The following is a 22,382-nucleotide window of genomic DNA, read 5'->3' as shown; positions in this document are numbered from 1 at the left end:
GACGTCCGGCGGCTTTCGGCCGTGGTCCGGCGAGGTTCGGCCGCGGTCCGGCACCGGTCGCGGGACGTCCGGCGGCTTTCGGCCGTGGTCCGGCGAGGTTCGGCCGTGGTCCGGCGGGGTTCGGCGGTGGTCCGGCAGGCCTGGACGGGTGTGCGGCGCTGTGTCTGCCACGGCTTGCTCCGAATCGGTTGCGGAGGTGGTGCCCCACCGCGTCGCCGGGGCGAGGCGTCCCCGCCGGGCTCAGGCGAGGCGTCCCCGCCGGGCTCAGGGGACGGGGGGCGGTCTGTCTCCGGCGCGGTCGCGGTGGGCGAGGACGCGTTGCATCCGGGACAGGCCCGGGGCCCTGCGGCGCCGCAGGGCGGCCCGGGCCGCGTTGGCGCCCGGCGCCCCGTGCACGCCCCCGCCCGGATGGGCGCCCGCCGAGGCGAGGAACAGTCCGCGCACCGGCGTCTCGGGCCGTCCGGTGCCGGGCACGGGCCGGAAGACCAGCTGCTGGTGGAGGGAGGTGGTGCCGCCGTTGATGGCACCGCCGAGGAGGTTGGCGTCCAGTGCCTGGAGCGTGGGCGGGGCGAGCACGCGGCGGGCGCGGATGAGCGACCGGAACCCCGGCGCGAAGCGTTCGACCTGGCGTTCCACACGGTCGGCCATCACGTTCTGCTCCCGCTCGTCCCAGGTCCCGGTGAGGCCCTCCTCCCCGGCGTCGGACGTGACGTGGTGGGGGACGTGGGTGTACGCCCATGCCGACTCGGTGCCGCGCGGGGAGCGGGAGGCGTCCGCCGTGGTCATCTGCCCGAACAGGGCGAACGGGCGGTCGGGCACCTGACGCATGGCGATCTGGGCCGCGAAGCGGGTCAGCTCGTCGAGGCCGTCGGCAAGATGGACGGTGCCGGCCCGTCCGGCCCGCTCGGCCCGCCAGGGCACGGGGCCGTCGAGGGCCCAGTCGACCTTGAAGGTGGCGAAGTCCCACTGGAACCGCTTGAGGTCCGCCAGGAGTTGTGCGGGGAGGTGTTGGGGTTCGACCAGTTCGCCGTAGAGAGCGGGGACGGACACGTCCGCGAGCACGGCGCGCCGTGCGGCCACCTTCTCCCCGTCCGTGGTGCGTACGCCGACGGCTTGTCCGCCGTGGACGAGTATCCGGCCGACCCGCTGGCCGCAGCGCAGGGTGCCCCCGCGTGCGCGCAGCCGGTGCACGAGGGCCTCGGTGAGCGCGCCCGCACCGCCGGCGGGCACCGGGAATCCGTACGTCTGACCGAGCATCGACATCAGCCAGCCGAAGCCGCCGCTGCCGGCGGCCTCCGGCGCGAGGTCGGCGTGCAGCGCGTTGCCGGCCAGCAGCAGCCTGCCGCCCTCTCCCCCGAACTCCTCGTCGCCCATGCGCCGCACCGGCAGGACGAGGGTTCGCGCCAGCCGCAGCCCGCCCGCTCCCCGCAACCGTACGGCGAGCCGCGTCGTCGCCTTGAGCGGCGGGAAGGGAGTGAACAGGGCGTCGAGGATGTCGGGGCGCAGGCGTTCCCACACGGTGTGCAGACGCCGCCAGGCGGCGCCGTCCCCGGCGTGGAAGGCGTCGAGGGACTCGGCGGTGACGTCGATCCTGCGGTCCAGGACCGCGCAGCGGCCGTCGGTCAGCGGGTGCGCCAGCACGTGGGGCGCGTGACTCCACCGCAGGCCGTGGTCCTCCAGGCGCAGCGCGGTGAGCACCGGGGAGGCCACGGCCAGCGGGTAGAAGGAGCTGAAGAGGTCGGTGACGAAGTCGGGGTCGACCCCCCGGTCGTGGCGGACCCCGCCTCCGGGCTCGGGCTGCTCCTCCAGGACTTCCACGCTCCAGCCCGCGTCCGCGAGCAGGTTCGCCGCCACCAGCCCGTTCGGTCCGGCCCCGATCACCACGGCGTCAGGCATCGCCGTCCCCGCCGCGATCGGCCCTCAGGGAAGTCCCGGAGGCCCCGGAGGCCCCAGAAAAACCAGAGGAACCGGATGACTCGGATCGTTCGGAGGCAGTCCGGCCGCTCCCGTCACGGCGGGCGGCCTCGGTCTCGCACACCCGGGCCAGTCTGGCCAGCATGGCCCGGTGCCGTATTTGGATCAGTGCCTCCACGCCCACGTTGTGCAGCGCTCCGCCCGCGCCCTGCAACGGGTGTTCGTCCACGATCACCAGGCAGTGGTCGCCCCAGGGGCGCAGTTCGATGGCGATTCTGGCGGTGCCGAGCACACCCGCCCGCGCCTCCAGTTCCAGTCCGACGCCCTCGTCGCAGCGCCGTACGACCGTCTCGTTGGTGAGGCGCGCGGGCCCCAGGCGGACCTCGTATCCGATCGCCGAGCCCGTCTGCGGCCACCGGCCCCGCACCGGGTGCGACTCCGACGTTCCCACCACCCAGTCCGCGTACCGATTGCCGTCCGCCAGGACGGCCCACACGGTCGCGGGGTCGGTCTTCACCAGACGATGCCGAACCGCCACAGCAACCTCCCGTGCTCGCCGTTCGTTCACCGCCAAGTGCCCACTACACGGCCGACGAACCAGGATGATCACGGATATTCCCGGCAGGGCGCCGCCGAGACGCCGCCCGCCTGCGGCTCGCCGTCGGCGCGGCGCGGCTCCCAGGGGACCGGCCCTGTGCCCGCCTCCCATTCCGCCAGGCGTTCGCCGTCCACGCAAACGATTCCGCACTGCTCGGCGTACTCGGCGGCGGGCGCCGTGAAGTCGCTCGTCGTGACGAGGACGGCGACGTCGGCCGCGTGGACCGTGAAGCAGGTGCCGCCGAAGCGCTGCAGGTCCTGGGAGCCGACCCTGTGGCCGACGGCGTAGCGCTTGCACTGGATGACGACGCGCCTTCCGTCGGGCGTCAGCGCCAGGACGTCGGCGCCCAGGTCCCCCGCCCCGCCCACGACCTCGACGTCCGTGCAGCCGTCGCGGGCGCACAGATCGGCCACGGCCTGTTCGAACGCGGCCGGATCCAAGGTCTCGTCCAGGACGGGAGGAACCTCTCGGGCGACGGTGGCCGCCGGCGCTCCCTCGTCGAGCGGTCCGGCGGGCGCGCCCACGCGCGCGTGCGGGTCCACGCCGGCGTCGGGCGGGGCGGTGTCCAGTGCGTGGGCCGCGGTCTCGGCCGCTTCCTCGAGGGCTTCGGTGGCGTGCCGCACGAGCCTGCGGGCCGACCACCGTCGCCGGCCGCGACGGCAGGCGACGACCACGGCGACTGCCGTGAGGACCACTGCCGCGGCCCAGGCGGGGCGGTGCTCCGCGACGTCCGCCGCGGTACGGACCAGCAGCCCCCCGAGGCTGAGCAGGAGGGCGAGGAAGGCGAAGAAGAAGGCCGTCGCCCGCAGATCGAAGCGACGGCCGCGCGCGGCGCGCCGGGGACGCAGCGGGCGGGTGGGTGCGGTCACGGTGTTCTTCCTCCCCGTCGAAGGCCTCGGCGACGATCACCGAGGCGCGCGCCCGACCGGACGGCTTCGCGTCCCAGGGCGATGACAGCGGCCCGCGCCGGACGGGCGGCGTAGCCCCGCGCCGGACGGCTGACGTCGCCCCGAGTCGGGGCAGGCGACGGCGGCCGAGCCGGGGCTGATCACGGCGGCCCGAGCCGGAGCCGGTACCGGCGTCCTGAGCCAACGCCGATCACGGCAGCCGGATCCCAGGCTCAAGGCAGGCGTCATCGGCCGGCCGAGGCCTGGAACGGCGACCGGCACCACGGCCGACGACCGCAGCACAAAACCGAACCCGATGACTCACCCCGAGCCGGAGCAGGCGTCAGACGCCCACGCTCCAATCCGATGACGGCGGCCGATGTCGGCCACGCCGACGACCGCAGCCCCCGCCCAAGCCCGACACAGAGCCGATTACTCCAGCCCGAGTCACCGTCAGGGCCGATGACGGCGGCGGACTGCCGGGCGGCCCTCGGCCGCCCGTGGTCCGCCGCCGTCGGCAGAGGCTTCCGGGGGAACGCACGGGTCGTCCGGGGCCGCCGCAGCCCGGGCACCCGTGGTGATGAACCGTCAGATCCGTCCGCCGGTGAGCCGGGTGATCGGCCCCTGCGTGTGGCGGCCGGAGCGGCGGCCCGCCGCATAGGACGCGGCGGTCAGCGCGGTGAGTCCGGCGCTCACGCCGGCTGCGACCAGCTTCCGCTGGGCGATGACCGTCCACGCCGTCTTGGCCGTGGCCGCGACGTGTCCCGAGGTGACGACGATCGCCTGGCGGCCGGCTTCGACACCTCGGGCGGCGCTCTGCGCGGCGCTCTGTGCGGCGCCCGTCGTCACCTCGGCGGTGCGCACGGCCGCGGACTTCGCCGCTGACGAGGCGTCACCCACCGTGGCGGCGGCGTTCTTCGCGGTACGCGAGGCGGGAGCGGTCGCCTTCTCCGCGGTCCCGCGGGCCTTCTCCGCGGTCCCACGCGCCTTGGCCGCGGTTCCCCGCTTTCCTGAGTTTCCTTCGTTCGGTTGGGTGTTCGGTTCAGTCATGGACTTCGCTTTGCCTCTCGCTCCGGCGGCAAACCCTCAGTACCGCAACGTCCGCCCACCGTCCACGACAACGTCCGCCCGCAGTCCACGACGAGGGCCGCCCGCGGGTGGGGCCGGTTCACCGCGTGGGTAGGTTCACGGCCATGCGCCTCGCCCTCTTCGACCTGGACGGCACCCTGGTGGACCGGACGTCCGCCTTCCCCGACGCGATAGCAGACCTCTGTCACGACCACGGGTACGGACCCGAGATCGAGCGGTGGCTGCTGACGGAGCTCGCCGACCACGCCGACCGCGGCGACTTCGGGCGGCTGCGCGCCACCTTCGGACTGCGCGAGTCGGCCGATCACCTGTGGCGGGTGTACGTCGGCCGCATGGCCGCAGCCGTCGCCTGCCGGCCCGCCGTCCTGCACAGCCTCACACGGCTGAAGGAGAACGGCTGGAGCGTCGGGGTGGTGACGAACGGGTCCTCCGACATCCAGCGGGCCAAGGTGCGCGCCACGGGCCTCGCCGATCTCGTCGACGGCATCGCGGCGTCCGGCGACATAGACGTCCGCAAACCCGATCCGCGCCTCTTCGAGCTGGCCGCCGCACGGTGCGGGACGCAGCTCACCGCCGACGACTGGATGACCGGCGACCATCCGGAGAGCGACATCCAGGGCGGTCACGGAGCGGGCCTGCGGACCATCTGGGTCGCGGGCAGGTCCTGGCCCCGGGAACTGACGGTGCCTCACCACACTGTCTCCGACGTCGTCGAGGCCGTCGACCATCTGCTCGCCCACTCCTCGGCATAGCCCGCACGTCCGAGGCCCTCCCTGCGCAGCCCGCAGGGACGACGCCGTCCCGCGCGGGATCGGAAGGGAGCCTCGGCGCAGGGCCGGCCGCACGGCTGGGGGCGCCGCCGACGTCCACCCGACGCGCGCCCCCGCGCGGAGCACGGTGCGTTCGCGGGTTCACCGGGATGATGGAACGGAGTACCGGGGCCACACCCGGCTCGCGGTGGTCACGGCAGTCCCGACACGGGGCGTCGAGCGGGACCGACCTGCGGGACGCACTGCGAGGGCGACCCGAAACCGCGCCGGGTCCACGGCAGTTGTTCCGCCCGTGGGCGCCTTCTCTTCACCCGCCCGCCGCTCGCCCGTCCACCCGGAACACCAAGATCACCACGTTTGTCATGCCCGCTACGGAAGCCCGCTACGGAAGGAAGATCGACGTGGCCAGCTCTCTCCTGCGATCGTTCGCCGTCCCGCTCCTCACGGCGTCACTCGCTCTCACCGCCGCGCTCCCCGCGGCCGCGGAGGACGACGACGTCCTGCCGGCCGTCCCGCCCCGGGTCGAGACCCCGGCCCTCTTCGACGACGACGAGGGCGGCAACGCCGACGCCGACGACCCCGCGATCTGGCGCAACGCGGCCGACCCCGACGCGAGTCTGGTCGTCGCCACCGCGAAGGAGGGCGGACTGCGGGTCTACGACCTCGGCGCCCGACTCGTGCAGTCGATCGCCGCGCCGGCCGGGCCGGGGGCCGAGGACGCACCGGGCCGTTTCAACAACGTCGACCTCGTCCACGGGCTGCGGCTCTCCACGGGCCGGGCCGACCTGGCGGTCACCACGGACCGGGGCAACGACCGCCTGCGCGTCTACCGCATCGACCCCCGCACCCCCGGCCGTCCCCTCACGGACGTCACCGACCCGGCCGCCGCGCCGGTCTTCTCGGCGGACCAGGCCGAGATCAACGAGCAGCGCACCGCGTACGGCCTCGCCACATGGACCGACCCGGCGACCGGCCGGAGCTACGCGCTCGTCAGCCGGCGGGAACGCACCACGATCGCCCTGCTCGAGCTCACCGCGACCGCCGACGGCAAGGTCGGCTACCGCAAGCTGCGCACGCTGAACCTGCCCTCGTCCTTCCGCCTGCCCGACGCTACGTCCTGGTCGCCGTGCGTGGAGCCCGGTGAACTCCCCCAGGTCGAGGGCATGGTCGTCGACCCGGCCAACGGCATGCTCTACGCCGGCCAGGAGGACGTCGGCATCTGGCGCATGCCCGCCTCCCTCACCGGCACCCCCCGGCTCCTCGACCGCGTGCGGGAGTACGGCGTCCCCGGCACCTACGACGAGGCCACCGAGGAGTGCGTGAGCGGGGACGACCCGGGCTACGGCGGCACCCGGCTGTCGGCGGACGTCGAGGGCCTGACCCTGGTCCAGCGGGCCGACGGCGACGGCTACCTGCTGGCGTCCAGCCAGGGCGACGACACCTTCGCCGCCTACGACCGTGAACTCGACGACGCCAACGAGTACGAGGGCGGCTTCCGCGTCGCCCCCGTCGCGACGGGGCCGGACGGCTCGGAGGAGTGCGACGGCGCGGCCGCGCTCAACGCACCGCTGGGCAGCAGGTACCCCCGCGGTCTGCTGGTGGTCCAGGACGGCCACGACGACGCCGGCGACGCCGAGGACCGCGCCGCCACGAACTTCAAGTTCGTCGACCTCGGGGACGTACTGACCGCGCTGGACGACTGAGACGACGGACGGGGGCGGGGGCAGGATCGGAGGCGAAGGCGGGGCGACGGAACCCAACGGGCCGTCCCAACGAACCGTCCCACCGCCCTCGTCGACACCGGCGGCCCCCGTGCCCGGGCCCCGCACTCACTTTCCTGTCACAGGGCACCGGGCACCGGGCACCGGGCACCGGGCACCGGAGTGCGGGATTCCCAGGTCTCGACCAAGCCTGTGCGGACCTGGTCCTGCGGGGGCGGTTCACATGCCGCCGGGTCCGGTTCCGCCCTTGAGGCGTTCCAGGTCGGAGGGGCGGACCTGGATGACCAGGACGGCGATCAGGGCCGCCAGCAGCGCGAAGACGGCCGCCATGACGAAGGCGGACGAGACGCCCGCGGTGAGGACCTCGTCGGACCAGGGCGGCGGCAGTTCGCCGGTACGCCGGAAGCGCAGTTGTTCGGCCGGGGTGGCCTGGGCCAGGAAATCGGGCACCTGTTTCTCCGCCTCGTCGCGGCTGGCCGTGCCGAAGACCGTGACCAGGATGGACAGGCCGAGCGAACCTCCCACCTGCTGGGTGGCGTTGAGGAGGCCGGAGGCCGCTCCGGTCTCCCGCGTGGGGACGTTGGAGAGCGCCATCAGGGTCAGGGAGACGAACTGCGTGCCCATGCCCATGCTGAAGACGAGCATCGGGCCGAGGACACTGCCCGCGTAGGTGGAGTGGACGTCGGTCAGGGTCAGCCAGGCCAGGCCCACCGCGGACAGGAGGGCGCCGCCCACCATGAAGGGTTTCGGGCCGAACGTCGGCAGGAAGCGGGAGGCCAGGCCGGCCCCGATCGCGATGACGGCGCTGACCGGCAGGAAGGCGAGCCCGGCCCGCAACGGGCTGAAGTCCAGCACGTTCTGCACGAAGAGCGTGAGGAAGAAGAACATGCCGAAGATCGCGGCGGCGAGGCAGAGCATGATGCCGTAGGTGCCCGCGCGGTTGCGGTCGGCGAACATGTGCAGCGGTGTGATCGGTTGCCTGGAACGCCTCTCCACCAGGAGGAACAGCGCCAGGACGACGACGGCCCCGGCGAACGACGCCAGGGTGAGGGCGTCGCGCCAGCCGTCCTGGGCGGCCCGGATGAAGCCGTACACCAGCAGGACCATGCCCACGGTGGACGTCGCCGCGCCGGCGAGGTCGAAGCGGCCGGGACGGCGCTCGGACTCGCTGATCCACCGGGGTGTCGCGAGTGCGATGAGCAGACCGATCGGGACGTTGACGAACAGGACCCAGCGCCAGTTCAGCCACTGCACCAGCATGCCGCCCGCGAGCAGGCCGATCGCGCCGCCTCCCGCCGACACCGCGGCGAACACCCCGAACGCCCGGTTGCGCTCCGGTCCTTCGCGGAAGGTGGTGCCGATCAGGGCGAGGGCGGTCGGGGACGCGATGGCTCCGCCGACGCCCTGCAGGGCGCGGGCGGCCAGGAGTTGGCCCGGTCCCTGGGCCAGGCCGCCCAGGAGGGAGGCGAGGACGAACACCAGGACGCCGACGACGAAGACACGCCGTCTGCCGAGGATGTCGCCGGCCCGGCCCCCGAGCAGCAACAGCCCGCCGAACGTGAGGGTGTAGGCGCTGACCACCCACGACAGGCTCGTGGTGGAGAAGTCCAGGGAGCGCTGGATGTCGGGCAGCGCGATGTTCACGATCGTGATGTCGAGGACGACCATCAGCTGGCAGGAGGCGATGACCAGCAGCGCCATCGCGTGTCCGCCACCGCCCCGTCGCGGGGTGGCGGTTCGGGTAGCTGAAGTCGGCCGGGGCGTGCTGCTCATGACGTGCCGCCCGCCCGGAGGCGGGCCCAGGGGGGTCAGCGAGCGGACGCGCCCACTGTCGTGTCCACCGTTCGACCGTACGCCCCTGGTGGGACGGTCACCACTCGATCACCGGGCGGGAGGAACGGCGGTGTGTCATGTCGGAGTGTGCACGGGCGCGTTCGGGGGCCGCCTGTTTCGCGCCTCGGGAACCGCATATTACTGAACCGTAACCTACCGACGGGTACCCCGGGTAACACCTCCGTGGTTACCGTCCTGACAGTTCGTCTAAGAACACGCTTTGACAGCGGTACGGGGCAGCGGTGGACGACCGGCGCTCCGTGCCGGGGCGGCCCGTCCCCACCGGGCCGTCAGTCACCCGAGCCGCAGAGGAAGGCTCGGCCTCCCCATCTCCCCCAGGAGGTCCGCCATGCCCGCCCCCACCCGTCTGCTGGCCGCCGCCGTCACGGCCGCCGCCTGCATCGGCACGACGGCCGTCCCGACCGCGGCCGCACCGGACACCGACGCCGTGGTGTCGCGCGGTGTCACCATCCCGGCGTTCTACAACCCGCCCGCCTCGCTCCCCGCGGCCGACGGCGCCCTGATCCGCACCGAACGGCTGCCCCTCGCGCTGAGCCTGCCGGGTGTCGACGGTCCGTTCCCCGGCAGAGCGACCCGGCTGATGTACAAGTCCACGGACTCCAACGGGCAGCCCGTCGCGGTCACCGGCGCCTACCTCGAACCCACGGCCGCCTGGAAGGGCGAGGGCCCGCGGCCGCTGGTCGCGCTGGCGCCCGGGACGATGGGTCAGGGCGACCAGTGTGCCGCCTCCCTCGGCCTCGAACGGCCGCTCCTGCTCAACGGGCAGACACTGTCCGTCGGTTACGAGAACCTGGCGATCCACCGGATGCTGGCCCGGGGCATCGCCGTCGTGGTCACCGACTACGCCGGGCTGGGCTCGACGGACCGGCTGCACACGTACGTCAACCGGGTCGACGAGGCGCACGCCGTCCTGGACGCCGTCCGGGCGGCGAAGGCCCTGGACGGCACGTCGCTCACGGAGGGCTCCCGGGTGGCGCTGTTCGGCTACAGCCAAGGGGGCGGGGCCACGGCGGCCGCCGCCGAGCTCCAGCCCTCCTACGCGCCCGACGTACCGCTGGCCGGGACCTACACGGGCGCCACGCCCGCGGATCTCGTCGCCGTCACCAAGGCCATCGACGGCAGCGACCTGGCCGGCGCGCTCGGCTGGTCGGTCAACGGGTTCCTGCAGACCGACCCCGCCCTGCGGCCCATCGCCGACGCGCACCTCAACGCGAAGGGCAAGGCGGCGCTCAAGGACCTGTCGACCATGTGCGTCGGCGACGCCCTCCTCGCCTACAACTCGGCGCGCAGCACCTCCTGGACCACGCACGGCCGCTCCCTGAGCGACATCATCCAGGCGGAGCCGGCACTGAAGGCCTTCCTGGCCGACCAGCGCATCGGCACGCTGAAGCCGGCCTCCCCGGTACGGGTGGCGACCGGCACGGCGGACGACCTCGTGCCGCACGCACAGTCCCGGGAGCTCGCCGCGGCCTGGTGCGCCAAGGGAGCCGACGTCACCTACAAGCCCGTCGTCCTGCTGCCGCTCGGCCGGGCCCTGCTGAACCACTTCGCCCCGCTGATCGCCGACCAGGGCGAGGCGATCTCCTGGCTGACCGACCGGCTCAACGGCGAGCCCGCCGCCTCGAACTGCGCGAAGATCGGCCGGCAGCCCTGAGCGCGGGACGGGCGGCGTCGTGGCCGTCGGCGGCCGCCGCCCGTCCCCGGCACGGGTTCCGCCCCGTGTCGGGGCCCGCGCCCACGGCCTGTCGTTCGGATCAGGACGCGGTGCGGCGACGGTGCTTCCCAGCGCCGGACCCGGCGGCTGCGACGTGGTCCGCACGACTGGCCTAAAGTGGAGCCGTGATCGAGGTGGAGGTCGTGCAGCTGCTGGTGTCGCCGGTGCACCGGTTCGCCGGGCGCCCCGCCGACGGGCCGGCGGACGGCCCGGACGGCGAGACGGTGGAGTCGGTGGAGGTCCGCGGCGGTCTGGGACTGGTCGGCGACCGCTACTACGGCCGCCCGGCGCACCGGGACGCGGCGGTGACCCTGATGTCCGCCGAGAACCTGCCTCTCGACATCAACCCCCACGTCGACCTGCGGCACACCCGCCGCAACGTCCTGCTGCGGGGCGTGGACATCGACTCGTACGTCGGCTCGACGATCGTCCTGGACGGCGCGCACGGTCCCGTCACGTTCGCCGTGAACCGCCCGGCCAGGCCCTGCGCGTGGATGGACGTCGTCATCGGGCCGGGCGCGCAGCGGGCCTTGCGCGGCAAGGGCGGTGTGCGCTGCACGCCATTGTCCGACGGGGTGCTCGCCCTCGGCAGGGCGACGTTCCACGCGATCGACGGCGACGGCGCCGCCGCTCGCTGAACGGCGCCCCGCTCACAGCCCGTCGAGCAGTCCCAGGCGCGCGACGATCCGCTTGCCGACCGGTTCCCGGACGACGGCGAAGTCCTGGGCGACGGCCATGACGATCTCCAGGCCGTGCTGCCCCACCCGCGTCGGATCCGCCCCCCGCGGCACCGGCAGTGCCGGATCGCCGTCCCAGACCGCGATCTCCACGGCGGCGCCCACGATGCGCAGGTGCAGCAGGACCGGCCCGGAGGCGTGGCGCAGTGCGTTGGTGACCAGTTCGCTCACCACGAGCCGCGCCACGTCCAGTGTTCGCGCGGACACCGGCACCCCGTGCTCACGCTGGACGCGCGCGAGGAAATCCCCCGTCAGATGCCGTGCTCCGGCGATACAGCCGTCTTTGCCGTCCAGGGCCACCGTCGTCTCGACAGGTGCCTCGCCGGACCCGGAGGACCGTTCGCCGGGCGGGACTGGTTCCATCCGGACCGCCTTCACTACCCCGTTCATGGCCGCCCGCCTACCCCGGAACCGGCCCCCTATGCCTCAGGCGCACCACTGGCGTCCACGCGGGCGTCATCGGCCGTTTCGACGGCCGATCGCGCCCGCCGACCGGCCGCCCGGCGGCCAGGGCGCACATCCGGACCCGTGCACCCTGACCGCGGTAGAAAGGTGCCCGGTCGGAGAGTGCCCGGTCAGAGGGTGCCCGGCGCGTCCCCCCGCCAGTCGAAGCGGCCGCCGTCGGCCGGGCGGCGCACGTACAGGGCCCGGCCGCCCGGGCCGTAGCGGCCTATCTCCGTCGTCAGGGCGACCTCGGGCAGATCGCCGTCCGGGTGGTCGGTGACGTCCAGCAGCAGGCCGTCGAGCGGCCCGCCCACCAGCTGCGCGTACGCACGGTCCGGGCGGGGGCCCGCGTCGTCGTGGTCGGCGCCGTACACCCGGCCCCGCATGAAGTCAGCCTCGTCCATGACCAGCAGCTTGGCACCCACCACTGACAGCGGCCCCGCACCGGCTCGTGCGGGGCCGACGGTCGCCCTTCGGCCAAGGCGGTGGCGCGAAGACGTCGGACACGGGCAGGTCGTCACCCGGCGGGTATCAGCCCCTTACACGTCGTGCTGTACGGGGTGGGGGGTGCCGGCCCTGGGGGGACGCGAACGCGCGGGGCAGCGGACGCCGGCGGGCGAGCCGGTGCGCGGGTCGGAGGGCGAGTCGCCGCGCGCCCGGCGCCGCCGGGTCGTGCGCGAGCTTCGGGCCGCCGGCCGCGACGGGCCCGGGCTGCGCGAGGTACTGCCCGGTCTGGCCGTCCTGGTCGTCCTCGTGTGCGGTGCGACCGCGGGCCTCGCGGCGGCGGGACGCGCCGTCGGCGTGTGGGTTCCCGGGGTCGCCCTCGCGGCGGTGGCCGTCGCCGGCGTCGTCGTGCGCCGTCGCACCCGGCGGCCGACCCGGCGGCGCCGGGGCTACTACAGCGCCGAGGAGCTGGCGGAGCTGGACATGCCCGGGCTGGTGCTCGCCGTGGCCCGCATGCTGCGGCGGGACGGGTGGCGGGTGACTCCGCCTCGCGTGCACAGCGTTCCCCACCTGGCCGCGCGGGACGGGCGGGGGCGGCTGCTCGACGTGGCGTTCCGGCCGGTGGCCGAGCCGTTGCCGGACGAGGAGGCGGCCTGCTCCTGCCGATCACGGGCGCGGTCCGGGCCCCGGACGCGGCTCGTCGTCCACCGCGGCTCGTTCACGCACCGGGACGAGGTCTGGGCCGCGCGCCAGGGGCGCACCCACCTGATCGACGGGGCCCGTCTCCGGTTGTGGGCGCGCGGGACGCCGCTGGCGGAGATCGCCGCCGTCGGGCGTCCCGCGCCGCGCCGCCTCTGACGGCGGCGGGCCGTCCGTCCGAGCCGGACCACCGCCCGTCCCGGGCTTCGAGGGCTCCGTGGGTGGGTCGTCGAGCCCGTGACCGCACAGCCGGCCGGCCGCCCCCGGTCCAGCGAGCCCGACCGCGGCCGGCGTGCCTGTCCCGGTTCCCGGTCGATCGCCCAGGCGTCCGCCACCGGGCCGACGCACCCGAGACTGTCGGGGTTGAGCGGCGCGGGAGGCGCACGGCTCTGACCCGTTCGAGTGGTCGTCCTCCGCGTGCCGTCGTAGCGTCGGTACAGCACCGAGGTCGCAGACAGGCGGGCGGGAGCTGACATGCGCGGACACACCACGAGGACGGCGGCCCTGCTCTGTGCCGCACTGGGACTCACCGCGGCGATCGGTACGGCCTCGGCCGCGCCGCCGGCGTCACCGCCGGGGACGGAGCGGACCGCCGCGCGGCAGTCGGCGGCTCCCGTCCTGGTCGACTGCTTCTGGCGCCCGGAGGTGCGGCCCGACGAGTTCATCCTGGCCTGCGGTGACGGCAACAGCCGTCTCACCTCGCTGAAGTGGGACCACTGGCGCGCGGACTCGGCGAGGGCGACCGGGATCAACCTCGTCAACGACTGCAAGCCGTACTGCGCCGTGGGCACCTTCCGCTCGTACCAGGTCGTCGTACGGCTCGACGAGCCGCAGGCCTGGGAGAAGGACCCGCAGGTGCAGCGCTACGGCCGGATCAGCCTGGAGTACCCGGCGGAGCGGCCGGAACAGTTCGAGAAGGTCGAGAGCTACCCGCTGTGGGACTGAGCCGCGAGGCGGTGCGGGCGGGCGTGGCACCGGTCAGTCCATCAGTCCCGCGGCGGTCGTCGCGCCCAGCTCCCAGCAGGCCTCCAGGTCCGCCTTGCCGGGTTCACCGGTGACGCGCACGGGTTCGGCGGCGCGCCGCCAGCCCAGGCCCGTGGTGATGGCCTCGATGCCGCGGACCGCGCCGGTGACGTCGTTGCCGCCGTGCACGTAGTAGCCGAAGGGGCGGCCGCGGGTGGTGTCGAGGCAGGGGTAGTAGACCTGGTCGAAGAAGTGCTTGAGGGCGCCGGACATGTAGCCGAGGTTGGCAGGTGTGCCCAGCAGGTAGCCGTCGGCGGCCAGGACGTCGGAGGCCGTGGCGGCGAGGGCGGCCCGGCGGACCACGCGGACCCCTTCGATCTCGGGGTGCGTCGCGCCGGAGACGACGGCTTCGAACATCGCCTGGCAGTTCGGCGAGGGCGTGTGATGGACGATGAGCAAGGTGGCCACGGCACCGAACCCTGCCCGCTCACCGGTCCTGCCGCAAGCGGCGCTTTCGCACCCGTACGGCGTGGCGCGCACCGGCCGCCCGGGCGCCGCCGCGCTCACAGCTCCGCTTCAGGTCCGTCGTGGAGCGTGGGGCCATGCACGGACACAGACCACGTACTCCCGGAGCCGAGCGCACCAGGCGCTGGTTCCTGAACAAGGCGCTGCTCGCCGGCGGTGTCGCCGCGGTGGCGACGATGACCGGCTGCTCCTCGGACTCCTCCGGTAACGCGGCCTCCGCCTCGGGCGCTCCGAGCGGCATGCCGTCGGGCGGTCCCGGCGGCATGGGGCCGGGCGCGAGCGAGGTGAAGTACGCCGACTTCGTGGGCGTCACCACCGACGGCAAGGTCGTCGAGGACCTGTACTCGGTCCACTCCACCGGCGTCTCCACGGACGCGGTGGTCAAGGCCGCGCAGGCCTTCCTCGACGGCCTGTCGGCGACGCAGCGGCGGGCCACCCTGTTCGACGTGCAGGCCGACGAATGGCTGGCCTGGAGCAACGTCGACGGGTACGAGCGCGAGGGCGTCCGCATGGGCGACCTGAGCGAGAAGCAGCGCGACCTCGGGTACGCGCTGCTGGGGGCGGCCCTGTCGGCGGACGGTCTCACCCAGACCCGCAACATCATGAAGCTCAACGCGTTCCTGGGCGACTACAGCGGCGGCGGCAAGGAGACCCTCACCGAGGGACACTACTTCTTCACCGTGATGGGCACGCCGTCGACGAGTCAGCCCTGGGGCTTCCAGTACGAGGGCCACCACGTCGCCATCAACTACTTCGTCCTGGGCGACCAGGTCGTGATGACGCCGACCTTCATGGGCTCCGAACCGACCTCGGCCACCTACCAGGGCGAGAAGATCACCCTGTTCCGGAAGGAGACCGCGGCCGGCCTGGCCCTGATCCGCGCCCTGACCGACGAGCAGCGCGGCAAGGCCGTCTCCACGACCGAGCAGAAGGCGGGCGACAACTTCAAGGCCGGGGCCGGAAAGGACAACCTCCGGCTCGCCTACCAGGGACTGCCCGGATCCGGCCTCACGGACGCCCAGCGCGCGAAACTCCTCGAACTGGTCGGCGTGTACGTCGGTTACATGGCCGAGGGGCACGCCGCGGTGAAGCTGAAGGAGGTGGAGGAGCACCTCGACGACACGTACTTCTCCTGGCTCGGCGAGACCGACGACGACTCCGCCTTCTACTACCGGGTGCACAGCCCGGTCGTGCTCATCGAGTACGACGCTCAGGCCCCGCTCGCCTACGGCACGGAGAACGGCGGCGGCATGGGCGGCCCGGGCGGAACGCCGACGCAGCAGCACATCCACACCGTCGTCCGCACGCCCAACGGCGGCGACTACGGGGTGGACCTGCTGAAGCTCCACCTGGAGAACGACCACTGAACCGCAGAGCGGTCCCGCCGACGGCGGGGCCCGGACACCGGGACCGTCCCACGGTGTCCGGGCCCTCCGGGACAGGCGCGTGTCAGCCGCCGCTCAGACGCGCGCGCAGCAGGTCCTTGCCCAGTTCGGCGCCCTTGCGGCTGTCCGCCTGAGCCTTGCGGAACAGATCCGCGACCTCGGTGTCCTTGGCGCGTTCGGCGTCCTGGATGTAGGTCTCCAGCCGCAGCGCGTTGTTCAGACACGCCTCGACGTACCAGATGAGGTTGTAGTCCTTGTCCCGGGTACCGGTCACGTCGCCGGTTTCCGTGCCAGTGGCCATGCGGGCCTCCTCCCAGCGTGATCTTCGACGTTGGTGGCTCGGTCGCCGGGTACCCACCGCGCCCGGGGGCACACCGGCCGCGCGCGCCCGCCGCCCGAACGGGGGCGCGGGACTCGAACGAACCACACCGAAACGCCAGGGTCCGCCACCCCTTCCGCCACATAGAAATATCTACCAGCATGCATCTGCCGAGTCGGCGTGCGGCCGGCGTCGGCCCGTGCCCGGCATCCCACGTGTCCGCGCGCGGGGTATGGGCGGATCACCTACGGAGCCTTGATGAGCGATGTGATGTGGGGGCGGGGCGTGGAGTGGCTCGCCGCCGCCGCGAAGGACCCACGGGTCTGCAAGCGGAACTGGGACCAGGGCAGCGGGATCGTGCTGCTGGAGGCGGGGCGGTACTGGGACGTGCTGAGCGTGCCGGACCGTCTGGGCCTGCTCACCCTGGACCTGCTGTGGCAGCCGTCGCTGCCCGTGCCGGGGCCGACACTGGTGGACACCGCGGCCCACCGGGTGGGCTTCTTCCTGCCGCCCGAACGGGGCAGCCGGTGGATCGGCGCCGGGCTGCGGCACGCGGGCCGCGGATCCTGGGTGGCCGTGCCCCCGCCGTACCGTCCGGCCCGGTTCCTGGAGTGGCTGGTGCCGCCGGACGGGACCGGTGCGCTGCACGCGCCCGGACGGCTGGAACTGGCGTTACGTCAGGCGAACGGCACGCTCGCCGTCCTGGCCCCGCAGGGCGGCGGGTAGTCCGTCACGGGCCGGGGCACAGCAGCCTCCGGTCCGCCCGTCGACCCTGTGATCACCTTCACGCCGACCGGTTTTCGGCACCGCTCAACTCCCTTACCTCGGGCGGCAATTCAGACAGTCGGCGCAGAAGCGAAGAGATATCGAGCACTTTCGGAGCGAAGTCTCACTCGACCGTGCGAGATCGACCGATGACGGTGTGTACTGTGCTGCGGGCGTCCGGTCCGCGGACCCGGACCCACCCCTGTCCTCGCGCCATCGAACGCCGACCCCTTCTGGAACCGAATCGATGATCGAATTACCGGACCTGGTGGCCGGTGGCCTCGCCGCCGGAACACTGTCCGCGCTCGCCCTCGGCGGCGGGCTGCTGCGGTTACGACGGCAACAGACCCGGCAGCGTGCGGAGATCACCGCGCTGCGCACCCAACTGGAGGGCTCGTCGAGGGCGTTCACGGCGGAGGTCGACCATCTCGCGGCCCGCCGGGTGCCCGCCGCCGCCCGCCAGGTCGCCCATCCCCACCTGGCCGTGCCCGGCCCGCTCCAGCCGCTGACCTTCGGAACGCCACTGGGCATCGCCCTGGAGAACGTGCTCCTGGCGGTGCGGTCCGAGGTGGCCGAGCAGCGCACCCGGGTCGACGCCGCCGCGCAGGCCGGGATGCGCGGCGCCACCCGCGAGATCCAGGCCGCCCTCTACCGGCTCCAGGACGCCCTGCGCGGTCTGCAACAGCGCTACGACGACCCGGAGTTGACGCAGACCCTCTTCCAGCTCGACCACGAGAACGAGCAGTCGCTGCGCCGCGCCCAGGTCGCCGCGGTGGTCTGCGGGGCCTGGGTGGGACTGGCGCGCGAGGAGTCCCACCTGGTCGACGCGGTCACAGGCGGTCAGGCACGGCTCGCGGGCTACCACCGCGTCCAGGTCCACAACCATCTGGAGCCCGGCACGGCCCTGGTCTCGCACGCCGTGGAGCCCGTCGCCATCATCGTCGCCGAACTCCTGGACAACGCGCTGCGGCACTCCGCACCGGACACCGACGTCGTGGTGAGCCTGGAGCACGTCCACCACGGCGTGTGCGTGACCATCGACGACGCCGGCCTCGGCATGACCCAGGACGAACGCGACCGCGCCCAGCGCCTGGTGGCCGGCACCGCCCCCATCCTGCTGACCGACCTCGGCGACCCGCCCCGCATGGGACTGGCCGCGATCGGCCGGCTCACCCGGCAGTTCGACCTGGGCGTCGACGTCTCCTCGGCCTCCCCCTACGGCGGTGTGCGGGCGGTCCTGCGGGTCGACAGCCACCTCCTCAGCCACCTGGACCCGGCGGACCGGCCACCGGCGCCCAGCGCCCCGCGCACGACCCGCAGAACATCCACGGCCTCCACGACAGCACCAGCCTCCCCAGCCCCACCGGCGGCACCGGCAGCACCGGCCGCCTCCCAAGCCTACGGCACGGAGGAGACGGCCCCGGACACCCCACGGCACCACACGCCCCGTGACGCCGACGGGCTGCCGCAGCGCCGCCGCCGCACCCGGGCCGCCGCCGCGCCGGAGCGCTCCGCGCCGCGCCCGCCGGCGCGGAGCCCGGAGGAGGCCGCGGCCGCGCTGGGCGCGCTGCAGTCCGGCACCGCGGCGGCCCGCTCCGGCGCCGGAACCGCAGGCGAGGGTCCCTCGCCGGCGGCCCACGACACCGACCACACCGACGAAGGGGGAGCGGCCCGATGACCAGCCGCAACACAGGCGACACGGCATGGGTGCTGGAACCGATCCTGCAGGTGCCGCATGTGGTGGCCGCCGTCATGCTGACCCGGGACGGGCTCGTGACGGGGTACACCGACGCGCTGTCGCAGCCGTCGGCCGAGCGGGTGGCCGCCATCACCAGCACCGTGCAGGGTGCCTGCCGGACCGCGGCGGCCGCGTTCGCCGACCGGGACCGGGCGGAGGTGCGCCAGGTCGTCATCGAGTCGGACCACGGCTACGTGCTGATCGTGCCGACGGACCACGGCACCTGTGTGGCCGCCTACGGGGACGGCGAGGTGCGCCTGGACCTGCTGGCGCACCGGGTGCACTCCCAGGTGGCGCGGCTCGGCGAGAAGGCCATGGCGGCCGCGCCCCGAGGAGCCGACGACACCGCTCCCGCATGAGCGGCCGCCCCGTCGGCCGCCCCCTCGTTCCCGCGTACCTGTCCACCGGTGGGGCGGCCCGGCCCAGCCGTCCGCACCTGGAGCGGCTGTCGGTGCTCACCCGCAGTGACGCACCCGCGCCGCCCGGGCTGCCCGCCGCCGAACTCGCCCTGCTGGACGCCCTGGAGGGCGGCTCCCTCACGGTGGTGGAGGCGGCGGCGCTGCTCCGGCTGCCGGTCTCCGCGGTGCGCGTCCTGGCGGCCCGCCTCGCCGACCGGGACCTGGTCCTCACCCGCGCGCCGATCCCGCCCGCCGAACGGTTCGACCCCGACCTGCTGAAGAGAGTGGCCGATGGCCTCCGCGCCCTCAAGCACGCCTAGCGTCGGCGCACCCGACGCGATCCACCTGCCCGACACCGCGCGCGACCTGGTGAAGATCCTGGTCGCCGGGCCGTTCGGGGTGGGCAAGACGACCCTGATCGACTCCGTGTCGGAGATCCGGCCGCTGCACACCGAGGAGCACCTCAGCGAGGCGTCCGCCCGGGTGGACGACCTGGCCGGGGTGCGGGAGAAGGAGACGACGACCGTCGCGATCGACTTCGGCCGGATCAGCCTGCCCGGCGGGGTGGTCCTGTACCTGTTCGGCACGCCCGGCCAGGAACGGTTCCGGTCCCTGTGGGACGACATCGCCTACGGGGCGCTCGGTGCGCTCGTCCTGGTCGACAGCCGCCGGCTGGACGCGTCGTTCGACGTACTGGGTCTGGTGGAGGAGAGCGGGCTGCCGTACGCGGTCGCCCTCAACGCCTTCCCGGACGCGCCGCGCCACCACGGCGAGGAGCGGTTGCGGCGCGCCCTGGACCTGGAGCCGGGCACGCCCATGGTGACGTGTGACGCGCGGGACGCGGACTCCTCGATCGACGCGCTGCTCGCGCTGGTCGACCATCTGATCGACGGTGACGCCGTGGAGGCCCGGTGACGACCTATCCCGCGGACCAGGAAGACTTCACGCGGTCGGCGCCCGTGCGGCTGTGGGAGGACGGCTTCGCGCCCGACCCGCACCGCTACTACGCGGCCCTGCGCGCCCAGGGCCCCATCGGATGGGCCGAGTTGGCGCCCGGGGTGCCGGCGTACGTGGTCACGGACCGGCGGGCCGCGCTGGACGTGCTGCACGACACGGAGACGTTCTCGCACGACCCGCGCGCTTGGGAGGAGACGGTCCCCGCCGACTCGCCGGTGCTCGGCATGATGCGGTGGCGGCCCAACGCCCTGTTCGCCGACGGGGCCGCCCACGTCCGCTACCGCGCCACCCTGATCGACGTGTTCGGCCTGGTGGAGCCCCACGACCTGCGGGCGCGTGTGCACCGGGCGGTGCGGCTGCTGGCGGGCCGGATCGGGCCGCGCGGCGAGGCCGACCTGGTCGGCGACTTCTCCCGGCCGCTGATGGCGCTGGTCCTCAACGACCTGTTCGGGCTGCCGGACCGTCAGGGGGACCGGCTCAACGAGGGCCTGGGCAAGATGATGGAGGGCGGCGTCCAGGCCGCGGAAGGCGAGGCGCAGTACGCCCAGTACGTCCTGGAGCTGATCGCGGCCAAGGTCGAGCGGCCCGGCGAGGACCTGCCCAGCCGGCTCCTCGACCATCCGGCCGGGCTGACCCGCGAGGAGGTCACCTGGCAGGTGTTCCTCACCCTGGGCGCCGGGTACGAGCCGACCGCGAACCTGCTGTCCAACACCCTGTCCCGGGTTCTGGGCAACCCGGCCTACTACTCCACCCTGACCAGCGGGGCCCGCCCGGTCATGGACGCGGTGGTGGAGGTGCTGCACCACGAGACGCCGCTGGCCAACTACGGCATCTACTACGCCCGCAGGCCGGTGGCCTTCCACGGAGTGTGGCTGCGGGACAGGGTGCCCGTGGTGGTGTCCTACGGGGCGCTCGGCGTCCCCCGTGGCCCGCACGGCGCGCCCGACGCCGGGCGGGAGGCCCCCGAGGTGCGGCACCCGAACGACGCCTCGCATCTGTCGTGGGGCGCGGGCCCGCACGCGTGCCCGGTCAAGCAGCACACGCTGCTGCTGGTCACCGAGGCGATCGAGCGGCTCACCCAGTGGCTGCCGGACCTGGAACCGGTCCTGCCCCGCGAGCGGCTGACCTGGCGGCCGGGCCCGTTCCACCGCTCGCTGACCGCTCTGCCCGTCCGTTTCAGCCCCCGCTCCCCCGACCAGCCAGGAGTCAAGCCGTGACCGTGACCGACCGCATCGACCGCTTCGTCCTCGACCCGTTCGGATCCGACATCCCGGCCGAGAGCGCCCGGCTGCGCGCCCTCGGCCCGATCGTGCCCGTGGCGTTACCCGGGGGCATCCCGGCGTGGGCGCCCACCGGCTACGACACCCTCAAGGAGCTGATCCTCGACCCGCGGGTCAGCAAGGACCCGCGCCGGCACTGGCGGTTGTGGCCCGAGATCGGCGAGCACCCCTCCTGGGGCTGGATCCTGGGCTGGGTCGGCGTGGTCAACATGCTCTCCACGTACGGCGCCGACCACGCGCGGCTGCGCAAGCTGGTGGCGCCGAGCTTCACCCACCGGCGCACCGAGGCGCTGCGGGAGCGGGTGGAGGCGATCACGGCGGAGCTGCTGGACGCGCTCGACGCCGCGGGTGCGGACGGCGGTGTGGTGGACCTGAAGGCGGGGTTCGCGCATCCGCTGCCGATGCGGATCATCTGCGAACTGTTCGGAGTGCCGGAGGAGTTGCGGGGCGCCACCGCCCGGCTGATCGCGGCGATCATGGACACCTCCGACCCGAGCCCAGAGCACGCCGCGTTCGTGCAGGAGCAGATCGGCACGGTGCTGGGCGGGCTCATCGCGCACAAGGTGGAGCGCCCGGGCGACGACATGACGACCGAGCTGATCCGGGTGCGTGACGAGGACGGTGACCGGCTCAGCGGCGAGGAGCTGCTGTACACGCTGCTGCTGGTGATCGGCGCCGGGTTCGAGACGACCGTCAACCTCATCGGGAACGCGGTGGTGGCCCTGCTGGACCGGCCGGAGCAGCTGGCGGCCGTGCGGCGCGGGGAGATCGGCTGGGAGGCGGTGGTGGACGAGACGCTGCGGGTGCACCCGTCGATCGCCTCCCTGCCGCTGCGGTTCGCGGTCGGGGACCTGACGGTGGGCGACGTGACGATCCCGGCGGGGGACGCCATCATCACGACGTACGCGGCGGCGGGTCTGGATCCGGCGCACTACGGGCCGGACGCGGACGTGTTCGACGCGGCCCGCGGGGCGGACGACCATCTGGCGTTCGGGATCGGTGTGCACCGGTGCATCGGGGCTCCGCTGGCGCGGATGGAGGCGCTGACGGCGCTGCCCGCCCTGTTCGGCCGGTTCCCGGACCTGCGGCTGGACACGGCCGCGGAGGAGTTGCGGCAGGTGCCGTCGTTCATCGCCTTCGGCTGGCGGGAGATACCGGTCCGGACGCGGGCCTGAACGGCC

At 73.7% G+C, this 22,382-nt stretch carries 23 protein-coding genes; 14 read left to right on the top strand and 9 right to left on the bottom strand.

The window, feature by feature from the left end:
- Nucleotides 1–264: 264 nt before the first annotated feature.
- The 4 genes from ACIHAR_RS33920 to ACIHAR_RS33905 form a co-directional block, all read right to left on the bottom strand.
- Nucleotides 265–1,896 (bottom strand): phytoene desaturase family protein, encoded by a 1,632-nt coding sequence (locus tag ACIHAR_RS33920; protein WP_400023068.1) that lies wholly within the window; start codon nucleotides 1,894–1,896, stop codon nucleotides 265–267.
- Nucleotides 1,889–2,452, bottom strand: a complete 564-nt coding sequence (locus tag ACIHAR_RS33915; RefSeq protein ID WP_400023067.1) for an SRPBCC family protein — start codon at nucleotides 2,450–2,452, stop codon at nucleotides 1,889–1,891. Before ACIHAR_RS33915 ends, ACIHAR_RS33920 begins: the two co-directional genes overlap by 8 nt.
- A 68-nt stretch (nucleotides 2,453–2,520) precedes the next feature.
- Entirely contained in the window at nucleotides 2,521–3,381 is an 861-nt protein-coding gene (locus ACIHAR_RS33910; protein ID WP_400023066.1) for a restriction endonuclease, read from the bottom strand.
- Nucleotides 3,382–3,987: 606 nt separating this feature from the next.
- Nucleotides 3,988–4,449, bottom strand: coding sequence for a hypothetical protein (locus tag ACIHAR_RS33905; protein WP_400023065.1), 462 nt, complete (start codon nucleotides 4,447–4,449; stop codon nucleotides 3,988–3,990).
- 143 nt (nucleotides 4,450–4,592) lie between these two features.
- Here ACIHAR_RS33905 and ACIHAR_RS33900 point away from each other — a divergent pair, with 143 nt between their 5' ends.
- Complete coding sequence (locus ACIHAR_RS33900) at nucleotides 4,593–5,240, top strand: HAD family hydrolase (protein WP_400023063.1); 648 nt, start codon at nucleotides 4,593–4,595, stop codon at nucleotides 5,238–5,240.
- 419 nt (nucleotides 5,241–5,659) lie between these two features.
- Nucleotides 5,660–6,961 (top strand): phytase, encoded by a 1,302-nt coding sequence (locus ACIHAR_RS33895; RefSeq protein WP_400023061.1) that lies wholly within the window; start codon nucleotides 5,660–5,662, stop codon nucleotides 6,959–6,961.
- 237 nt (nucleotides 6,962–7,198) lie between these two features.
- Here the strand turns inward: ACIHAR_RS33895 and ACIHAR_RS33890 are convergent, their stop codons facing one another.
- Nucleotides 7,199–8,680 carry an MFS transporter gene (locus tag ACIHAR_RS33890; RefSeq protein WP_400023060.1) on the bottom strand — a complete coding sequence of 494 codons (1,482 nt, stop codon included), beginning with the start codon at nucleotides 8,678–8,680 and terminating at the stop codon, nucleotides 7,199–7,201.
- Nucleotides 8,681–9,161: 481 nt separating this feature from the next.
- Between ACIHAR_RS33890 and ACIHAR_RS33885 the strand changes: the two genes are divergently transcribed.
- A complete protein-coding gene (locus ACIHAR_RS33885; protein ID WP_400023058.1) occupies nucleotides 9,162–10,487 on the top strand; it encodes an alpha/beta fold hydrolase in 1,326 nt (441 codons plus the stop codon).
- Between the two features lie 185 nt (nucleotides 10,488–10,672).
- Entirely contained in the window at nucleotides 10,673–11,185 is a 513-nt protein-coding gene (locus ACIHAR_RS33880) for a molybdenum cofactor biosysynthesis protein (protein ID WP_400023056.1), read from the top strand.
- 12 nt (nucleotides 11,186–11,197) lie between these two features.
- Here the strand turns inward: ACIHAR_RS33880 and ACIHAR_RS33875 are convergent, their stop codons facing one another.
- Both ACIHAR_RS33875 and ACIHAR_RS33870 read right to left on the bottom strand, forming a co-directional pair.
- Nucleotides 11,198–11,647 (bottom strand): ATP-binding protein, encoded by a 450-nt coding sequence (locus tag ACIHAR_RS33875; RefSeq protein WP_365465314.1) that lies wholly within the window; start codon nucleotides 11,645–11,647, stop codon nucleotides 11,198–11,200.
- Nucleotides 11,648–11,859: 212 nt separating this feature from the next.
- Complete coding sequence (locus ACIHAR_RS33870) at nucleotides 11,860–12,132, bottom strand: hypothetical protein (protein WP_365465311.1); 273 nt, start codon at nucleotides 12,130–12,132, stop codon at nucleotides 11,860–11,862.
- A gap of 163 nt (nucleotides 12,133–12,295) precedes the next feature.
- Between ACIHAR_RS33870 and ACIHAR_RS33865 the strand changes: the two genes are divergently transcribed.
- Complete coding sequence (locus tag ACIHAR_RS33865; protein ID WP_400023054.1) at nucleotides 12,296–13,030, top strand: hypothetical protein; 735 nt, start codon at nucleotides 12,296–12,298, stop codon at nucleotides 13,028–13,030.
- Nucleotides 13,031–13,345: 315 nt separating this feature from the next.
- Complete coding sequence (locus ACIHAR_RS33860) at nucleotides 13,346–13,816, top strand: hypothetical protein (protein ID WP_365465305.1); 471 nt, start codon at nucleotides 13,346–13,348, stop codon at nucleotides 13,814–13,816.
- Between the two features lie 33 nt (nucleotides 13,817–13,849).
- Here the strand turns inward: ACIHAR_RS33860 and ACIHAR_RS33855 are convergent, their stop codons facing one another.
- Nucleotides 13,850–14,302, bottom strand: a complete 453-nt coding sequence (locus ACIHAR_RS33855) for an NAD(P)H-dependent oxidoreductase (protein WP_365465302.1) — start codon at nucleotides 14,300–14,302, stop codon at nucleotides 13,850–13,852.
- A gap of 134 nt (nucleotides 14,303–14,436) precedes the next feature.
- Between ACIHAR_RS33855 and ACIHAR_RS33850 the strand changes: the two genes are divergently transcribed.
- Complete coding sequence (locus tag ACIHAR_RS33850) at nucleotides 14,437–15,726, top strand: DUF3500 domain-containing protein (RefSeq protein WP_400023053.1); 1,290 nt, start codon at nucleotides 14,437–14,439, stop codon at nucleotides 15,724–15,726.
- Nucleotides 15,727–15,808: 82 nt separating this feature from the next.
- On the opposite strand, the gene ACIHAR_RS33845 is transcribed toward ACIHAR_RS33850, so the two are convergent.
- Nucleotides 15,809–16,045: a hypothetical protein gene (locus tag ACIHAR_RS33845; protein WP_365465296.1), complete on the bottom strand. Its 237-nt coding sequence runs from the start codon at nucleotides 16,043–16,045 to the stop codon at nucleotides 15,809–15,811.
- Nucleotides 16,046–16,321: 276 nt separating this feature from the next.
- Here ACIHAR_RS33845 and ACIHAR_RS33840 point away from each other — a divergent pair, with 276 nt between their 5' ends.
- The 7 genes from ACIHAR_RS33840 to ACIHAR_RS33810 all read left to right on the top strand — a co-directional run bounded on the left by ACIHAR_RS33840 (nucleotide 16,322) and on the right by ACIHAR_RS33810 (nucleotide 22,376).
- Complete coding sequence (locus ACIHAR_RS33840; protein WP_365465293.1) at nucleotides 16,322–16,789, top strand: hypothetical protein; 468 nt, start codon at nucleotides 16,322–16,324, stop codon at nucleotides 16,787–16,789.
- A gap of 286 nt (nucleotides 16,790–17,075) precedes the next feature.
- Nucleotides 17,076–18,506, top strand: a complete 1,431-nt coding sequence (locus ACIHAR_RS33835) for a sensor histidine kinase (protein ID WP_400023051.1) — start codon at nucleotides 17,076–17,078, stop codon at nucleotides 18,504–18,506.
- On the top strand, nucleotides 18,503–18,925 hold the full coding sequence (locus ACIHAR_RS33830) for a roadblock/LC7 domain-containing protein (RefSeq protein ID WP_365465287.1): 423 nt from the start codon (nucleotides 18,503–18,505) through the stop codon (nucleotides 18,923–18,925). The genes ACIHAR_RS33835 and ACIHAR_RS33830 overlap by 4 nt, the downstream gene beginning before the upstream one ends.
- The gene (locus ACIHAR_RS33825) at nucleotides 18,922–19,284 is read left to right on the top strand and encodes a DUF742 domain-containing protein (RefSeq protein ID WP_365465284.1); all 363 of its coding nucleotides are present in this window, start codon (nucleotides 18,922–18,924) and stop codon (nucleotides 19,282–19,284) included. Before ACIHAR_RS33830 ends, ACIHAR_RS33825 begins: the two co-directional genes overlap by 4 nt.
- Nucleotides 19,256–19,879: a GTP-binding protein gene (locus ACIHAR_RS33820; protein ID WP_400023049.1), complete on the top strand. Its 624-nt coding sequence runs from the start codon at nucleotides 19,256–19,258 to the stop codon at nucleotides 19,877–19,879. Before ACIHAR_RS33825 ends, ACIHAR_RS33820 begins: the two co-directional genes overlap by 29 nt.
- Complete coding sequence (locus ACIHAR_RS33815) at nucleotides 19,876–21,138, top strand: cytochrome P450 (protein ID WP_400023047.1); 1,263 nt, start codon at nucleotides 19,876–19,878, stop codon at nucleotides 21,136–21,138. The genes ACIHAR_RS33820 and ACIHAR_RS33815 overlap by 4 nt, the downstream gene beginning before the upstream one ends.
- Nucleotides 21,135–22,376: a cytochrome P450 gene (locus ACIHAR_RS33810; protein ID WP_400023045.1), complete on the top strand. Its 1,242-nt coding sequence runs from the start codon at nucleotides 21,135–21,137 to the stop codon at nucleotides 22,374–22,376. Before ACIHAR_RS33815 ends, ACIHAR_RS33810 begins: the two co-directional genes overlap by 4 nt.
- Nucleotides 22,377–22,382 lie beyond the last annotated feature (6 nt).

The sequence above is a fragment of the Streptomyces sp. NPDC052016 genome (assembly GCF_044548445.1).
GTDB lineage: Bacteria > Actinomycetota > Actinomycetes > Streptomycetales > Streptomycetaceae > Streptomyces.
This window is presented reverse-complemented; position numbering and strand designations above follow the sequence as displayed.

Bases quoted from the DNA above. Each gene is read 5' to 3' on its own strand.
- ACIHAR_RS33820 (WP_400023049.1), top strand. From the start codon at position 19,256: ATGGCCTCCGCGCCCTCAAGCACGCCTAGCGTCGGCGCACCCGACGCG.
- ACIHAR_RS33920 (WP_400023068.1), bottom strand. From the start codon at position 1,896: ATGCCTGACGCCGTGGTGATCGGGGCCGGACCGAACGGGCTGGTGGCG.
- ACIHAR_RS33875 (WP_365465314.1), bottom strand. From the start codon at position 11,647: ATGGAACCAGTCCCGCCCGGCGAACGGTCCTCCGGGTCCGGCGAGGCA.
- ACIHAR_RS33850 (WP_400023053.1), top strand. From the start codon at position 14,437: ATGCACGGACACAGACCACGTACTCCCGGAGCCGAGCGCACCAGGCGC.
- ACIHAR_RS33830 (WP_365465287.1), top strand. From the start codon at position 18,503: ATGACCAGCCGCAACACAGGCGACACGGCATGGGTGCTGGAACCGATC.
- ACIHAR_RS33885 (WP_400023058.1), top strand. From the start codon at position 9,162: ATGCCCGCCCCCACCCGTCTGCTGGCCGCCGCCGTCACGGCCGCCGCC.
- ACIHAR_RS33825 (WP_365465284.1), top strand. From the start codon at position 18,922: ATGAGCGGCCGCCCCGTCGGCCGCCCCCTCGTTCCCGCGTACCTGTCC.
- ACIHAR_RS33845 (WP_365465296.1), bottom strand. From the start codon at position 16,045: ATGGCCACTGGCACGGAAACCGGCGACGTGACCGGTACCCGGGACAAG.
- ACIHAR_RS33860 (WP_365465305.1), top strand. From the start codon at position 13,346: ATGCGCGGACACACCACGAGGACGGCGGCCCTGCTCTGTGCCGCACTG.
- ACIHAR_RS33835 (WP_400023051.1), top strand. From the start codon at position 17,076: ATGATCGAATTACCGGACCTGGTGGCCGGTGGCCTCGCCGCCGGAACA.
- ACIHAR_RS33870 (WP_365465311.1), bottom strand. From the start codon at position 12,132: ATGGACGAGGCTGACTTCATGCGGGGCCGGGTGTACGGCGCCGACCAC.
- ACIHAR_RS33840 (WP_365465293.1), top strand. From the start codon at position 16,322: ATGAGCGATGTGATGTGGGGGCGGGGCGTGGAGTGGCTCGCCGCCGCC.
- ACIHAR_RS33905 (WP_400023065.1), bottom strand. From the start codon at position 4,449: ATGACTGAACCGAACACCCAACCGAACGAAGGAAACTCAGGAAAGCGG.
- ACIHAR_RS33890 (WP_400023060.1), bottom strand. From the start codon at position 8,680: ATGGCGCTGCTGGTCATCGCCTCCTGCCAGCTGATGGTCGTCCTCGAC.
- ACIHAR_RS33900 (WP_400023063.1), top strand. From the start codon at position 4,593: ATGCGCCTCGCCCTCTTCGACCTGGACGGCACCCTGGTGGACCGGACG.